The sequence below is a fragment of the Arthrobacter sp. SlRoot2-15 genome (assembly GCF_059739345.1).
Genome location: NZ_AP046058.1, coordinates 2,503,960 through 2,519,275 on the forward strand (window position 1 = coordinate 2,503,960; position 15,316 = coordinate 2,519,275).

Sequence of the window (15,316 nt, forward strand, 5' to 3'; positions counted from 1 at the left end):
CCGGGCGGGGTACTTTGAGGCCTCCTTCGCTTAACCCGGGGCTGCGCGGCGGCGTGTCCGAGTCAATGTGCCCCCGGGCGGCGACGAAGTCATCCACATAGCGCAGGAGGGGCGGTCTCCGCTGGCTCCTGATACAGCACAGTGGCGCCATGAATGTTGCCATGTTTCTGAGCTCCAGGGGCGGTACGGCCAGCACAGCTGACCTTGCCCGCGCGGGGTTCAGCCGCAGCCAGCTGACCAGGGCCGTGGCCGAGGGCGTCATAGCGAGGATTCGCCGGGGGCATTACGGCCTGCCCCAGGGCGCCAGCGCCCACCGTGCCGCGCGTGAGCTGGGGGCCAAACTCACATGTCTCTCTGCCGCGCCGAGCTACGGTTTGTGGACGCTGCTGCCCGCCCAGCGCCTGCATCTCTGTGTCGGGCACCGGGCAACGCCGTCCGGCTCCGTGGCACATGGACGCTGCCGGCATCCCAGGCATCCGTGGCTTCCTGTCGTCGGACTGGCCGACGTCCTGATGCACGCACTGCACTGCCTGCCGGAGCTGGAAGCCCTCGTCATGGTCCAGTGCGCTGTGGGGCGCGGGGACATCAGCCTGCCGTTCCTCCGGGGCAAACTCGCAGGCAACCGGAACGCCCGTGCCAGGTCAGTGCTGGATCTGGTTATTCCCCGGGCCGACTCGCTGCTGGAAATTCTCGCCAACACCTGGTTCCGCCGGGCCGGGCTACAGATGCGGAGGCATGTGGAGATTCCGGGCGTCGGGGAGGTGGACTTCCTGGTCGAGGACTGCCTCATTGTTGAGACGGATGGTGAAGCGCATCTGGAGCCTCGGCAGGTCAAGAAGGACCGGCGGCGGAACAATGCGTCCGTTGTCGGAGGCTATCTGGTGCTCAGGTTCGGCTACGACGACGTCGTCCATCACCCGGAGCGGATGCTCGCCCAGGTCCTCGCGGTGTTGGAGGTGCGGCGCCGGGGTGGCTTCCGGCCGTGAGTGCCGGGCCGTGCAGGCGTTCCGGGGCTACTTTGACGTCGTAGCGCGGCGATCCGTGGCCGGGCGGCGGCGCGCCCGTGTCAAAGTGCCCCTGACGGCCGAGGCCCAGGTTGGGGCTCTTGGCTTGTGGTCCTGGCGGTGCAGAGCAACGGCGTCGGGGTGGCTTCCGGCCGTGAGTGCCGGGCCGTGCAGGCGTTCCGGGGCTACTTTGACGTCGTAGCGCGGCGATCCGTGGCCGGGCGGCGGCGCGCCCGTGTCAATGTGCCCCCGGACGGCCCGTACAGCCGGGGCAGGCGGTGCAGAGCCGCGGCGTCGGGGTGGCTTCCGGCCGTGAGTGCCGGGCCGTGCCAGCGTTCCGGGGCTACTTTGAGCCCTCAAAACGAAAATCCCGGGCTGGGCGGCGGCGTGTCCGTGTCAAAGTGCCCCCGGACGACGCATGCCATTCGGGCGAGGCAGGCAACCGCAAACCCAGGGACCGGGGTGAGCGGCCGAAGGGGCCCTAGTCCTCGTCGTCGTCGTTGAAGGCCCACTCGAACATGTCGAAGACAAATTCGGAGAAGGTGCCTTCCTCGCTCTTCCACTGGCCGCGGGCGTTGTTGCGGCGGTACACGATCGGGTCCGGGATGCTGAGGTCGCCCACGCGGAAGCCCCAGGTGAACTGCTCCTCTTCGTCCTCGAGGAACATCAGGAAGCCCTCATCGTCGACTTCGAGCTCTTCGGGGTCCCAGAAGTAGTGGTAGGCCTCCATCAGGTCCTCGCAGCCGCCGAGGGCCAAGTAGAACTCGCGCAGGACCAGCGGGACCTGGAACTGGTGCTCGGCGAGGGCCGCATCCAGCTCGTCGGCAGGCAGTCCATCTTCTTCCTGCCATTCGTCCTCGAGATACTTCGGAACAAGCGCGCGGAACTTCTCGAGGAACATGTCAGTCATGCCTCTTATCCTAGCTAATCCTTAGGGCCTCGTTCGGCCGTGTTCAGGCCCAGCCGGTGCCAGCCCCGGACGGCCAGCGGCACGTACCAGTGGCGCCGCCAGGCAGTGACGCGGAAGGCGAAAACGACGGCGGCCACCGCACTGGCCGTCAGCGCGGTGAAGACCCCGGTGACGGATAGCGCCACCGTCAGCGCGGCCCCGGCGAACGCCGGCAGGGCGTAGATGTCCTTGGGGTCGAAGAGCTGCGGCACCTCGTTCGCGGTGATGTCCCGCAGCAGCCCGCCGCCCACCGCCGTCGTGACCCCCAGCAATACCGCAGCCACCGGGTGCATGCCCGCGGCCAAGGCCTTGAGGCTGCCCGTAATGCAGAACAAAGCCAGGCCACCGGCGTCGAACAGCACCAGCAAGGAGGTGAAGCGCTGGACGCTGGAGAACAGGAAATAGACCAGGACCGTGGCCAGCAACGGGGGAGCGAGGTACGCCGGGTTGGTGAAGGCCGCCGGCGGGCCCGCGTTGATGATGATGTCGCGGATCACGCCGCCGCCCAGGCTCACCACCGAGGCCAGCAGGAGGGAACCGACAATGTCGAACTGCTTCCGCGCCGCGAGCAGCGAACCGGAGACGGCGAAGAAGAACACGCCCGCCAGGTCCAGCCAGACCATCACGAGGCTAAAGGAGAAAGTCATGGGGCGTCCCGGTCGGTAGCAGGGCGGCGGATAGGGCGGCTCCAAGGTTACGCTAACGGCTATGAATAGCCCCATCCTGATCGCCTGCGCCCACGGCACCTCCAGCCCCCGGGGTGCGGCGGAGGTCAACGCCCTACGGGCCGGGATCGCCGCGCTGCGTCCCGGCCTCGACGTCCGCGAGGCCTACGTCGACGTGCAGGAGCCCGAGCTGCCCGCCGTCGTGGCGGGGCTCCCGGCCGGGGTCACCGCCGTCGTCGTCCCGCTGCTGCTGAGCGTGGGCTACCACGTCAAGGTGGACATCGCCCGGGCCGTGAAGAGCCGGCCGAGCACGCTCGCCGCAGCGCCACTCGGCCCGGATCCGCGGCTCGCCGCCCTGCTGGACGTCCGGCTGCGCGAGGCCGGGGTGACCGACAACGACGCCGTGATCCTCGCCGCCGCGGGCTCCTCGGACCCCACCGCCGCGGAGAACGTGGAGGAACTTGCCGGGCAGCTGCGGGCCCTCCGCTCCAACCGGATCGTGGCCGCCTACGGCGCCTCGGCGACGCCCTCGGTGCCCGAGGCGGTGGCCATGCTGCGGGAGGAGGCCGCGGGAGGCGCCGGCGCGGGCCTCTCGGCCGGGGCCGTGGACCTGGGCGGCCGCGTGGTCATCGCCTCCTACCTGCTGGCCCCGGGCTTCTTCCACGACCAGCTCGCCAAGGCCGGCGCAGACCTGGTCACCGCGCCCCTGCTGCCTTCCCCGGTGCTCGCCGAGATCGCGCTGGCACGGTACGACGCGGCGGTCGCCGGCAAGGGTTATGACGAAATGTTGCCCTAGGTGACCCCGCGTTTCTGAGCCATTGTGACGCCGATACGGCCGCTCCTACAGTCGATCCATGACTGAAACAGCTCTAGCCGGAGCGTCCCCGGACCAGGCTGCCGCAGGCCGCGCCAAACGACCCGCCCGCCCCGCGGCCAAGCCGCACGGGCAGTGGAAGGTGGACGGCACCGCCCCGCTGAACGCCAACGAAACCTGGAAACAGGAAGACAACGGCCTGAACGTCCGCGAGCGCATCGAATCGGTCTACTCCAAGCACGGCTTCGACTCGATCGACGGCACCGACCTGCACGGCCGCTTCCGCTGGTGGGGCCTCTATACCCAGCGCAAGCCCGGGATCGACGGCGGCAAGACCGCCACGCTCGAACCGCACGAGCTCGAGGACAAGTACTTTATGCTCCGGGTCCGGATCGACGGCGGCGCCCTGACCACCGAGCAGCTGCGCGTCATCGGGCAGATCTCCGTGGACTTCGCCCGCGGCTCCGCCGATCTCACCGACCGGCAGAACATCCAGCTGCACTGGATCAGGGTCGAGGACGTGCCGGAGATCTGGCGCCGCCTTGAGGCCGTGGGCCTCTCCACCACCGAAGCCTGCGGCGACGTCCCCCGCGTCATCCTCGGCTCCCCGGTGGCCGGCATCGCCAAGGACGAGATCATCGACCCCACCCCGCTGATCCACGAGCTCGCCGAACGCTTCATCGGCGACCCGGAACTGGCCAACCTGCCGCGCAAGTTCAAGACCGCCATCACCGGCCACCCCAGCCAGGACGTGGTCCACGAGATCAACGACGTCGCCCTGGTGGGCCTGGTCCACCCCGAGCTGGGCATCGGCTACGACCTCTGGGTGGGCGGCGCGCTCTCCACCAACCCCATGCTGGGCAAGCGCCTGGGCGCCTTCGTTCGCCCGGACCAGGCCGCCGACGTCTGGCTCGGCGTCACCAGCATCTTCCGCGACTACGGCTACCGGCGCATGCGCACGAAGGCCCGCCTGAAGTTCCTGCTGGCCGACTGGGGCCCGGTGAAGTTCCGCCAGGTCCTCGAGGACGAATACCTCGGCTACCAGCTCGACGACGGTCCGGCGGCGCCCAAGCCGTCCGCGCCCGGAGACCACATCGGTGTGCACGAGCAGAAGGACGGCAGGTTCTTCATCGGCGCCACCCCGCTGGCCGGCCGCCTTTCCGGCAGCCAGCTCGTCAAGCTCGCGGACACCCTGGAGGCCCGCGGCTCACAGCGGCTGCGCACCACCCCGCACCAGAAGCTCGTGGTCCTCGACGTGCCCAAGGATGAGGTTGAACCGCTTGTGGCCGAACTCGACGCCCTGGGCCTGTCCGCACGGCCGTCGGTGTTCCGCCGCGGGACCATTGCCTGCACCGGCATCGAATTCTGCAAACTCGCCATCGTGGAAACCAAGGTCACGGCCGCCACGGCGGTCGCCGAGCTGGAACGCCGCCTCGCCGACCTCGTCGAAACCAAGCAGCTCCCGCAAGCCCTGTCGCTGCACATCAACGGCTGCCCCAACTCCTGCGCCCGGATCCAGACCGCGGACATCGGACTCAAAGGCATGATGCTCCCAACCCCCGACGGCGACCCCACCCCGGGCTTCCAGGTCCACCTCGGCGGCGGGCTCGCGTCCGACAGCCGCGAGGAGGCAGGCCTGGGCCGCACCGTCCGCGGCCTCAAGGTCACCGCCGAAGAGCTGTCCGACTATGTGGAGCGCGTGGTCCGGAAGTTCGTGGCCAGCCACACCGAGGGCCAGACCTTCGCCGAATGGGCCTTCGCCGCCGAGGAAGGTGATCTGCAGTGACCGCCGCACTCCGCTCCCACGAGGAGCTCAAGGTCCTCGCCGAAGCCGGCGCCGCCGAGCTCGGCGGGGACGCCCCGGCGCAGGAGGTTATCGCCTGGGTGGCGCGCAACTTCGAGCTGCCCGCCGTGGCCGTCGCCTGCTCCATGGCCGACGCCGTCCTCCCGGCGCTCGTCGCGGACCAGCTCCCCGGCGTCGACGTGCTCTTCCTCGAGACCGGCTACCACTTCCCGGAAACCCACACGACCCGCGACGAGGTGGCCGCGAACCTGCGGGTCAACGTCGTCGACGTGCTGCCGGAGACCACCGTGGAGCAGCAGGACCGGCTGCTCGGCAAGGACCTCTTCGCCCGAGACCCCACCCAGTGCTGCGCGCTGCGCAAGGTGGCCCCGCTGCGCCGCACCCTCGCCGGCTACGAGCTCTGGTTCACCGGCGTCCGCCGCGACGAGGCGCCCACCCGCACCAACACGCCGCTGGTCACCTGGGACGAGGCCAACGGGCTGGTCAAGGTCAACCCGGTCGCGGCCTGGAGCTTCGATGAGCTGGTGCAGTACTCCGAGGACAACCTCCTGCCCGTCAACCCGCTGCTTTCACAGGGCTACCCGTCCATTGGCTGCCAGCCCTGCACCCGCAAGGTGGCGCCCGGCGATGACCCCCGCGCCGGACGCTGGGCAGGAACCGACAAGACAGAATGCGGACTACACGTATGAGCAATGTTGAGACTTTCGTGGCCGTCGACGCCGTCACCACCGCCTCCGCGGCAGATGCCGCCCCCGCCCCTTCGCTGGACGGCAATGCTGCAAGCAGCATGCCGTCCAGCTCCGACAGCGGCAGCGGCCTTCCCAACGCTCGCAAGCTCGCGTCGGGTCCCTCGGCCGATGCCTTAGATGCCACTCCCGGGGCGGCATCTGCCGCTGCGGCTCAGGGGTCGGGTCACCTGAGTTCCGCTGCTCCGCGGGCTGGCCGCCTTTCGTCTTTGGACACCCTCGAGTCGGAGGCCATCCACATCATCCGCGAGGTTGTTGCCGAGTTTGAGAAGCCGGCGCTGCTGTTTTCCGGCGGCAAGGATTCTGTGGTGATGCTGCACCTGGCTACTAAGGCGTTTTGGCCTGGGAAGGTGCCCTTTCCGGTGCTGCATGTGGATACCGGGCACAACTTTCCGGAGGTGATCGAGTTCCGCGACCGGACCGTGGAGCGGCTGGGGCTTAAGCTCGTCGTCGGCTCTGTGCAGGAGTTCATTGATTCCGGGGAGCTGGCCGAACGGTCCGACGGCACCCGCAACCCGCTGCAGACCGTGCCGTTGCTGGACGCGATCGGGCGCAACAAGTTCGACGCCGTCTTCGGCGGCGGCCGCCGGGACGAGGACAAGGCCCGCGCCAAGGAACGCATCCTGAGCCTGCGCGACGAATTCGGCCAGTGGGACCCCCGCAACCAGCGGCCCGAACTGTGGAACCTCTACAACGGCCGGCACACCGTGGGCCAGCACGTCCGCGCGTTCCCGATCAGCAACTGGACCGAACTCGACGTCTGGCGTTACATCGAACGCGAAGGCATCGAACTGCCCGGCCTCTACTACGCCCACGAGCGCGAGGTCTTTGCCCGCGACGGCATGTGGCGCGCGGTCGGCGACGTCTCCCAGCCGCGCGAGAACGAGCAGGTCATCACCAAGACCGTCCGGTACCGGACCGTTGGCGACATGTCCTGCACCGGCGCCGTCGAATCGGCCGCCGCAACCGTGCGCGACGTCGTAATCGAAGTTGCCGCCTCCACCATTACCGAACGTGGCGCCACCCGGGCGGACGACCGCATTTCCGAGGCCGCCATGGAAGACCGCAAGAAGGACGGCTATTTCTAATGAGCACCACCGCAACCCTGCCCGAGGCCGGCGCAGAGACCCTGGGGCTCTCGTCCGCCTCGCTGTTCCGCTTCGCGACCGCCGGATCGGTCGACGACGGCAAGTCCACCCTGGTGGGCCGGCTCCTCCACGACTCCAAGGCGATCCTCGCGGACCAGCTCGACGCCGTCGCCCGCACCTCCGCGGACCGCGGCTTCGGCGGCGCCGGTGCGGCCGGTGTTCAAGCCATTGACCTGGCCCTGCTGACCGACGGCCTGCGCGCCGAGCGCGAGCAGGGCATCACCATCGACGTCGCCTACCGCTACTTCGCCACGGACCGGCGCAGCTTCATCCTCGCGGACTGCCCCGGGCACGTGCAGTACACCAAAAACACGGTCACCGGCGCGTCCACCGCGGACGCCGTCGTCGTGCTCATCGACGCGCGCAAGGGTGTCCTGGAACAGACCCGCCGGCACCTCTCGGTGTTACATCTGCTGCGCGTCGCGCACGTAATTGTCGCCGTGAACAAGATCGACCTCGTGGACTTCAGCGAGGACGTGTTCCGTGGGATCGAGGCCGACGTGCAGCAAGTGGGCCGCGAACTGGGGCTCGGCCGTGACGGCATTGCCGATCTGCTGGTCATCCCGGTTTCCGCGCTCGACGGCGACAACGTGGTGGACCGCTCGGACCGCACACCCTGGTACGACGGCCCGGCGCTGCTCGAAGTCCTCGAGACGCTGCCGGCCGCGGACGAACTCGAAAGTCATTTGGAGAGCTTCCGCTTCCCGGTCCAGCTGGTGGTCCGGCCGCAGGGCGCACTGGCGCCCGACGCCGTCGCCGCCGGACTCGACGTCGCCGGTTACCGCGACTACCGGGCCTATGCCGGGCAGATCACCGAGGGCTCCGTGAAGGTGGGAGACACGGTCAGTGTCCTCACCCCAGGCCAGGCGCCGCGCACCACCACGGTGACCGGCATCGACTTCGCCGGGCGCTCGCTGTCCGAGGCTGTGGCCCCGCAATCGGTGGCGCTGCGCCTCGCGGACGAGTTCGACGTCGCCCGCGGGGACACCATCGCCGCGGCCGGGACGTTCACCGAGCCCACGGCAGACCTTTACGCGGCGCTGTGCTGGCTGTCGCCGAAGCCGCTGCGCGAAGGCGCCAAGGTGCTCATCAAGCACGGCACCCGCACGGTCCAGGCCCTGGTCCGGAACGTGACCGGCAAGCTTGACCTGGCCAGCTTCCGGCTTGAACCCGCGTCAGGGCTGGAGCTCAACGACATCGGCCACGCCCAGCTCCGGCTCGCGGCGCCGCTGCCGCTGGAGAACTACCTGCACCACCGCCGCACCGGGGCCTTTCTGGTGATCGACCCGCAGGACGGCAACACCCTCGCCGCGGGCCTGGTCAAGGACCACCCCGGCGACCACGAGGACGAGCGCTACTCGATCTAGGCCCTGCCGAAACAGCCCTGCCGACTCCGGGTCGCCGCCGGCCGGCTCTTGCCACCCGTCTCCCGGGACACGATCATCGTCGTGGGAGGGCAGATCGTTGGAGAGACTCAGCAGCAGGCTGATCAGCTGGGCCTCCATCCTCGATGACGGGACCCGCCGGCAGGCGTTGGCTACCGCGACGCTGCCGATCATCTACCCGCACCTGGCGCTGATGCCGGACGCGCACCTCGGCAAGGGCGCGACCGTGGGATCCGTCATCCCCACCGTGGGCGCCATTATCCCGGCGGCCGTGGGCGTGGACATCGGCTGCGGGATGATCGCCGTACGCACCCAGTACGTGCGGGCTGACCTGCCCAGGGACCTGCCCCGGCTGCGCGAGGGGATCGAACGTGCCATTCCCTTGTCGGCCGGGCACTTCAACCGCCGGATCTCCGCCACCGCGGGACCCCGGCTGGCCGAACTGCGGAGGATGGCGGCCAGGGCCGGCTTCGACCCGAGCCGGTACGCGGCGAACTGGGAGCTGCAACTCGGGTCGCTGGGCTCGGGCAACCACTTCATCGAGGTCTGCGTCGACGAGGACGGCGCGGTGTGGCTGTTCCTGCATTCCGGCTCCCGCGGTGTCGGCAACAAAATCGCGCAGCGCCACATCGCCGAGGCCCGGAGCGTGGCCCTGCGCCGGAACATCCCCCTGCCGGACCGGGACCTCGCCTACCTGCTGGAAGGCACCCCCGAATTCGAGCGCTACATCCAGGAACTGCGGTGGGCGCAGCACTTCGCCCTGCTCAACCGGGAGGAAATGATGGACCGGGTCGTCCAGCAGTTCGAAGCCTGGATCGGCGGCCCGGTCCGGGAACTCGAACGGATCAACTGCCACCACAACTTCACCGCGCAGGAAGCGCACTACGGCAAGTCCGTCTGGGTTTCGCGCAAAGGCGCCATCAGGGCCCGGGCCGGAGACCCGGGCCTGATTCCCGGGTCCATGGGCACCGCGTCCTACGTCGTCGTCGGCCTGGGGAACGCCCTGGCCCTGGACTCCTCGCCGCACGGCGCCGGCAGGGAGTACTCCCGCACCGCCGCGCGCAAGGCGTTCACGCTGGCCCAGCTGAAAACTGCCATGCAGGGCATCGAATTCCGGCCCCGCGAAGCCTTCATCGACGAAATCCCCGCAGCCTACAAGCCCATAGACATCGTGATGCGCGACTCGGCGGACCTCGTCCGGGTCCGGCACACGCTCCGCCAGCTCGTCAACGTCAAGGGCGACTAACCGCTGGCCCGGGCACGGGCTCCGCATGTGACGCCGCATGAACTAGCGTGACCCCCGGTTTCCGCACCATTGAACCCGGTTCGTGACCCTCCCTAGGGTGAAGCCATGACTCCACCCGATTGGTTCGACGGCCCCTCCCTCGGGGCACCCCGGGGGCGATGTCGCCGGCGCTGACCATCCGCCCGGCCCACCGCCCACTCTCCACGAACCAGGATTCCGCCATGTCATCCACCCCCGAAAACCCCGCCCCCGGCACCACCCGGATCGTCGCCGGCGAAACGGCAAAGCCGAAGCGCAAGCGCACCGTTGAAATCGCCGTCGCCGCCGGACTGGCCCTGCTGATCGGCGCCGGCGCTGCCGTCGCCTCCACGGTGTCCCGCAACAACGACGCCGCCGCTGCCCCGGCCGTCGGCACTGCCCCGGCCGCGGAACTCCGGCTCGGCTACTTCGGCAACATCACCCACGGAGCCGCCCTGGTGGGCGTGAGCAAGGGGTTCATCGCCCAGGAACTGGGCCAGACCAAGCTCAGCACCCAGGTCTTCAACGCCGGACCCGCAGCCATCGAGGCCCTCAACGCCGGCGCTATTGATGCCACCTACATCGGCCCCAACCCGGCGATCAACTCCTTCGTCAAGAGCAAGGGTGACTCCGTCAGCATCATCGCCGGTGCAGCCTCCGGCGGGGCGCAGCTTGTGGTCCGGCCGGACATCACCTCGCCGGCCGACCTCAGGGGCAAGAAGCTCGCAACACCCCAGCTCGGCGGCACCCAGGACGTGGCCCTGCGCGCCTGGCTCGGCAAGCACGGCTACCGGACCTCCCCGGACGGCGGCGGCGACGTCACCATCAACCCCACCGAGAACGCCCAGACCCTGAAGCTGTTCCAGGACGGCAAGCTCGACGGCGCCTGGCTGCCGGAGCCGTGGGCATCCCGGCTGGTGCTGCAGGCCAGCGCGAAGGTCCTCGTCGATGAAAAGGACCTCTGGGATGGTGCGCTCTCCGGCAAACCGGGCGAGTTCCCCACCACCGTGCTGATCGTCAACAAGAAATTCGCCGCAGAGCATCCGGACACCGTCAAGGCCCTGCTGAAGGGCCATGTCGAGTCCGTGAATTGGCTCACCAAGGCACCGGCGGCCGAGAAGGCCGCAGTCCTCAACGCCGCGCTGAAGGAGTCCGGCGGCGCCGCGCTGCCCGCCGACGTCGTCGACCGGTCGCTGAAAAACATCCTCTTCACGGTGGACCCGCTCGCCGGGACGTACCAAAAACTGCAGCAGGACGGGGTGGACGCCGGCACCACCAAACAGGCGGACATCAACGGCCTGTTTGACCTGACCGCCCTGAACTCGGTGGCGGCAACGAAGACCTCGGCTCACGGGCTGGGCAAGGACTAGCTCCTTTCCCCGCCCCTCCCGTCACCACAACCAAGGACGTGACCATGCCAGTCGTACTGGAAAACCTGGGGAAGCGCTTCGGCGACGGCGCCCCGGTGCTGGACGGCGTCAACGCCAGCATCGGGCAGGGCGAATTCGTCGCCCTGCTCGGAGCCTCCGGCTGCGGCAAATCCACGTTGCTGAACATCATGGCCGGGCTGGAGGCCCCGACGTCGGGCGCCCTCGAGGTGCCGAGCGACGGCGCCGCGTTTATGTTCCAGGACGCGGCACTGTTCCCGTGGCTCACCGCCCGGGAAAACGTTGAGCTTGCCCTCAAGCTGCGCGGCGTGGCCAAGGCCGAGCGCCGGGTGCAGGCCGGGGAGCTCCTGGACCTGGTGCACCTGGGCGGCGCCGGGGACAAGCGCCCGCACGAGCTCTCCGGCGGCATGCGCCAGCGCGTGGCACTGGCCAGGTCCCTGGCCCAGGACCGGCAGCTGCTCCTGATGGACGAGCCGTTCGCCGCGCTCGACGCCATCACCCGCGACCTGCTGCACGACGAGCTGGAGCGGATCTGGAAGGAGACCGGCCGCACCATCGTCTTTGTCACGCACAACGTCCGGGAAGCCGTCCGGCTGGGCCAGCGTGTGCTGCTGCTCTCCTCGCGGCCCGGCCGCGTGGTCCAGGAATGGCACGTCTCCGAGGAACACCGCACCGACGCCGGCCTGGCCGGCCAGCTGACCGGCACCATCACCGCCCGGCTACGCGAGGAGATCCGCCGCCATGCCCAATAGCCCCCTTCCCGTGGCCGAAGCCCACACCGAGACCCACAAGGTGCACGCTGCCCTGACCCGGACTTCCACCGGCTCGGCCGACCTCCGCGAGCTTGAGGCCGGGCTGGATTCACTGCAGTCCGACGCCGTCCGCAAGGCCCGGATCGACTGGAGCCGGATCCTGCTGCCGGTCGCCGCGCTCGCCGTGCTCCTGGTGGCATGGCAGGTGTACGTCTGGCTCGGCATCAAACGCCGCGACCTGGTGCCCGGTCCGCTGGACGTCGTCGGCCAGCTCGGCACCCTCTGGGGCGAGGCCAAGCTGCAGGAGGCCGTTTGGACCTCGCTGCAGCGCGGCATCGCCGGCTTCCTGGTCAGCGTTGCCATTGCGACGCCGGTGGGCCTGCTGCTGGCCCAGGTCGCCCCGCTCCGCCGCGCCTTCGGCCCGCTGATTTCCGGCCTCCAGGTGCTGCCCTCCGTGGCGTGGGTGCCTGCCGCCATCATCTGGTTCGGCCTGAGCGACGCCACCGTGTACTTTGTGGTGCTGATGGGCGCGATCCCCTCGATCATCAACGGCCTGATCTCCGGCGTCGACCAGATCCCGCCGCAGTACCGCCGGGTGGCGACGGTGCTGGGCGCGTCCCGGCTCCAGCTCGCACTGCAGATCGTCCTCCCGGCCGCGCTGCCCGGATACCTGAGCGGCCTCAAACAGGGCTGGGCCTTCTCCTGGCGCTCGCTCATGGCCGCGGAAATCATCACCGTGGGCGGCAGCATGGGCTTCGGCCTCGGCTCCATGCTGAACCAGGGCCGCGACCTGGCCGACATGACCATTGTGCTGGCAGCAATCCTGCTGATCCTCGCCGTCGGCATCCTGATTGAGCTCCTGGTCTTCGCCCCGATCGAAAAGCGCCTGCTGCGCCGCCGCGGCCTCCTTACCGGCAGCACCCGCTAGGGGCGACGGCTAACCACCCCGGCACGCGCCCCTGAAGGTGACTACCGCCGTCGGGGCCAGCCCAAAGGACTGCGCAATTCCGGGGAGGCAGCCGGCGGGTCCCGCAGTGTCTGGCAGACTGACGGCATGACCGTGAGCTTCGTCTGCCGCACCGAATCCGTCCTGCCCGGAACAGTTGTTCGACCGGGCGCGCAGCATCGACGCCCATGTTGAGACGATGGCGGCCTCGGGAGAGCGTGCCGTTGCCGGGGTGACCGCAGGACTCATCGGTGCCGGTGAGGAAGTGACCTGGCGGGGACGGCACTTCGGTGTCCCCCTGACCATGACCAGCCGCGTGACCCGCTTCGACTATCCGGCCTCTTTCGTGGACGAACAAGCGCAGGGCCCCTTCAAAGCGTTCCGCCATGTCCACGAGTTCGCGGCAACCGACGCTGGCTCCGTGATGACGGACCGGATTGAGTTCACAGCACCCTTTGGGCCCGTGGGCTGGTTGGTCGAGCGAGTCATCCTGCACCGCTATCTGGAACGTCTTATTGCCCGGCGCGGGGCCCTCCTCGCGACGCCTTGTCCGGACCCCGGGACGGGCCTACACTCGCGGCTATAGGCCGGTTTCCGGCCGATCCAGTCCAAATCTGAGGAGACAGCCGTGGCGCCAAAATACGGAGTGCTGGCACTGGTCGAAGCCAAACTGGGGAAGGAACAGGAGGTCTGGAACTTCCTCAACGGCGGCCGGGAGATCGTGCTTAAAGAACCCGGGACACGGACCTGGTACGCCTTCCGAATCAACGATTACACGTTCGGCATCTTCGACACCTTTGACAGCGAGGAAGACCGGCAGGCCCACCTCAACGGGGCCATCCCCGCGGCGCTCGGCGAACACGGGCCCGCGCTGCTGTCCAAGGACCCGGACATCAAACTGATCGAGCTCATTGCCGTGAAGTAGTGCCCGCGGCGCCAGGCAACTCGCCTGCCGAACGGGGGCACATTGGCACGGACACGCCGTCCTGTGTGCGCGAATCGGCTGCTCCGGCCGGCAAAGTGCCCCCGGACCGCTGACAGGTGGGCCGGTGTGCCCACGAAACCCCGAAACCCCGGCTTTGTGACCCAGCGTTACCCCGCGTGAACGGGTGTTTCCGCACCGTTGTTCCGCCGGATGACGCCGCCCTATCGTCGATGCATGGCAATTCAGGACATTTACCCCACGGCCCTGCGCCTGCTCGGCCGCCGGGTGCTGGTGGTCGGCGGCGGCCCCGTCGCCGCGCGCCGCGCCAAGGGACTGCTCGACGCCGGCGCCCGGGTCACGGTCGTCGCACCCGCGGCCTGCCCCGCCCTGGACGACCTCGCCGCCGCCGGTCTGCTGGACTGGCAGCCGCGCCCCTACCGGTCCTCCGACGTCGACGGCGCCTGGTTCGTCCAGACGGCCACCGGCGACGCCGCCGTGGATGCGCAGGTCGCCGCCGACGCCGAGGAGCAGCGGATCTGGTGCGTCAACGCCTCCGACCACGAAGCCTCCGCAGCCTGGACCCCCGCCGTCGCGGTCGTGGACGACGTCAAGATCGCCGTCAACGCCGGGGGAGACCCGCGCCGCGCCATGGCCCTGCGCGACGCCGTCGCCACGGCCCTGGAAACCGGGGACCTGCCGCTGCGCCGGCACCGCGCCCGGGCGGACGCATCTGCCGGCACCGTTGCCCTCGTGGGCGGCGGGCCCGGCGGCTCCGGGCTGATCACCGTCCGCGGCCGGCGGCTCCTGGGCCAGGCCGACGTCGTCGTCGCGGACCGGCTTGGTCCTCGGGACCTGTTGGCAGAGCTGGCGCCCGACGTCCGCGTGATCGAGGTCGGCAAGACCCCCGGCCACCACCCCGTCCCGCAGGCCGACATCAGCCGGATCCTCGTGGACGAGGCCCTCGCCGGCCACCGGGTGGTCCGGCTCAAGGGCGGCGACCCGTACGTCCTGGGCCGCGGCGGCGAGGAGGCCGAGTTCTGCCGGCAGCACGGCGTCGAGGTCGAAGTGGTGCCCGGCGTGACCTCGGCGGTCTCGGTACCGGCCGCCGCCGGCATCCCGGTCACACACCGCGGGCTCGCCAAGGGCTTCAGCGTGGTCACCGGCCACGAGGAACTCGCCGAAGTCCCGGCCCGCGCCGACCACACCGTGATCCTGCTCATGGGGGTGGGCCAGCTGCGCGCCTCCGCGGCCTCCCTGGCCCGGGCCGGTTTGCCAGCGGAGACGCCGGTTGGCATCGTAGAGAATGGTTATTTGCCGAACCAGCGGGTGACCATCGGAACGCTCGGGACCATCGCGGACCAGGCGGAAGCCGCGTCCGTCGCGAATCCCGCCGTGATCGTGATCGGCGACGTGGTCCGCGTCAGCCCGTTTGCGCCGTCGCACTTCAAGACGGCGGACTACGGCACCACAACCCCGAACGCCCCGCGCGTCGCCGCCCAGAACCGAGTACCGACCCCGTAGCCTCC

15 protein-coding genes are annotated in these 15,316 nt (G+C 69.4%); 13 read left to right on the forward strand and 2 right to left on the reverse strand.

What is annotated here, in order from left to right; translation table 11 throughout:
- Positions 1-149: 149 nt before the first annotated feature.
- Entirely contained in the window at positions 150-986 is an 837-nt protein-coding gene (locus AC6I9V_RS11520; protein WP_497899547.1) for a type IV toxin-antitoxin system AbiEi family antitoxin domain-containing protein, read from the forward strand.
- A gap of 499 nt (positions 987-1,485) precedes the next feature.
- On the opposite strand, the gene AC6I9V_RS11525 is transcribed toward AC6I9V_RS11520, so the two are convergent.
- Together AC6I9V_RS11525 and AC6I9V_RS11530 are read right to left on the reverse strand one after the other, a co-directional pair.
- Positions 1,486-1,914 carry a hypothetical protein gene (locus AC6I9V_RS11525; RefSeq protein ID WP_349412324.1) on the reverse strand — a complete coding sequence of 143 codons (429 nt, stop codon included), beginning with the start codon at positions 1,912-1,914 and terminating at the stop codon, positions 1,486-1,488.
- Between the two features lie 14 nt (positions 1,915-1,928).
- Positions 1,929-2,600: a trimeric intracellular cation channel family protein gene (locus AC6I9V_RS11530; RefSeq protein ID WP_349412323.1), complete on the reverse strand. Its 672-nt coding sequence runs from the start codon at positions 2,598-2,600 to the stop codon at positions 1,929-1,931.
- A gap of 61 nt (positions 2,601-2,661) precedes the next feature.
- On the opposite strand from AC6I9V_RS11530, the gene AC6I9V_RS11535 reads away from it, so the two are divergent.
- The 12 genes from AC6I9V_RS11535 (at position 2,662) to cobA (ending at position 15,311) form a co-directional block, all read left to right on the forward strand.
- A complete protein-coding gene (locus tag AC6I9V_RS11535; protein ID WP_497899548.1) occupies positions 2,662-3,414 on the forward strand; it encodes a sirohydrochlorin chelatase in 753 nt (250 codons plus the stop codon).
- 58 nt (positions 3,415-3,472) lie between these two features.
- The gene (locus AC6I9V_RS11540; protein ID WP_349412320.1) at positions 3,473-5,218 is read left to right on the forward strand and encodes a nitrite/sulfite reductase; all 1,746 of its coding nucleotides are present in this window, start codon (positions 3,473-3,475) and stop codon (positions 5,216-5,218) included.
- Complete coding sequence (locus AC6I9V_RS11545) at positions 5,215-5,925, forward strand: phosphoadenylyl-sulfate reductase (protein WP_349412319.1); 711 nt, start codon at positions 5,215-5,217, stop codon at positions 5,923-5,925. The genes AC6I9V_RS11540 and AC6I9V_RS11545 overlap by 4 nt, the downstream gene beginning before the upstream one ends.
- The gene (gene cysD, locus AC6I9V_RS11550; protein ID WP_349412318.1) at positions 5,922-7,070 is read left to right on the forward strand and encodes a sulfate adenylyltransferase subunit CysD; all 1,149 of its coding nucleotides are present in this window, start codon (positions 5,922-5,924) and stop codon (positions 7,068-7,070) included. The genes AC6I9V_RS11545 and cysD overlap by 4 nt, the downstream gene beginning before the upstream one ends.
- A complete protein-coding gene (locus AC6I9V_RS11555; protein ID WP_349412317.1) occupies positions 7,070-8,497 on the forward strand; it encodes a sulfate adenylyltransferase subunit 1 in 1,428 nt (475 codons plus the stop codon). The genes cysD and AC6I9V_RS11555 overlap by 1 nt, the downstream gene beginning before the upstream one ends.
- 97 nt (positions 8,498-8,594) lie before the next feature.
- Positions 8,595-9,761, forward strand: a complete 1,167-nt coding sequence (locus tag AC6I9V_RS11560) for an RtcB family protein (RefSeq protein WP_349412316.1) — start codon at positions 8,595-8,597, stop codon at positions 9,759-9,761.
- A gap of 221 nt (positions 9,762-9,982) precedes the next feature.
- On the forward strand, positions 9,983-11,149 hold the full coding sequence (locus tag AC6I9V_RS11565) for an ABC transporter substrate-binding protein (protein WP_349412315.1): 1,167 nt from the start codon (positions 9,983-9,985) through the stop codon (positions 11,147-11,149).
- Positions 11,150-11,193: 44 nt separating this feature from the next.
- Positions 11,194-11,919, forward strand: a complete 726-nt coding sequence (locus AC6I9V_RS11570) for an ABC transporter ATP-binding protein (protein ID WP_146336777.1) — start codon at positions 11,194-11,196, stop codon at positions 11,917-11,919.
- Positions 11,909-12,847, forward strand: a complete 939-nt coding sequence (locus AC6I9V_RS11575) for an ABC transporter permease (protein ID WP_349412314.1) — start codon at positions 11,909-11,911, stop codon at positions 12,845-12,847. The genes AC6I9V_RS11570 and AC6I9V_RS11575 overlap by 11 nt, the downstream gene beginning before the upstream one ends.
- A 250-nt stretch (positions 12,848-13,097) precedes the next feature.
- A complete protein-coding gene (locus tag AC6I9V_RS11580; RefSeq protein WP_497899549.1) occupies positions 13,098-13,451 on the forward strand; it encodes an SRPBCC family protein in 354 nt (117 codons plus the stop codon).
- A gap of 42 nt (positions 13,452-13,493) precedes the next feature.
- Entirely contained in the window at positions 13,494-13,790 is a 297-nt protein-coding gene (locus tag AC6I9V_RS11585) for a putative quinol monooxygenase (RefSeq protein WP_349412312.1), read from the forward strand.
- 234 nt (positions 13,791-14,024) lie between these two features.
- The gene (gene cobA / locus AC6I9V_RS11590) at positions 14,025-15,311 is read left to right on the forward strand and encodes a uroporphyrinogen-III C-methyltransferase (RefSeq protein ID WP_349412311.1); all 1,287 of its coding nucleotides are present in this window, start codon (positions 14,025-14,027) and stop codon (positions 15,309-15,311) included.
- Positions 15,312-15,316 lie beyond the last annotated feature (5 nt).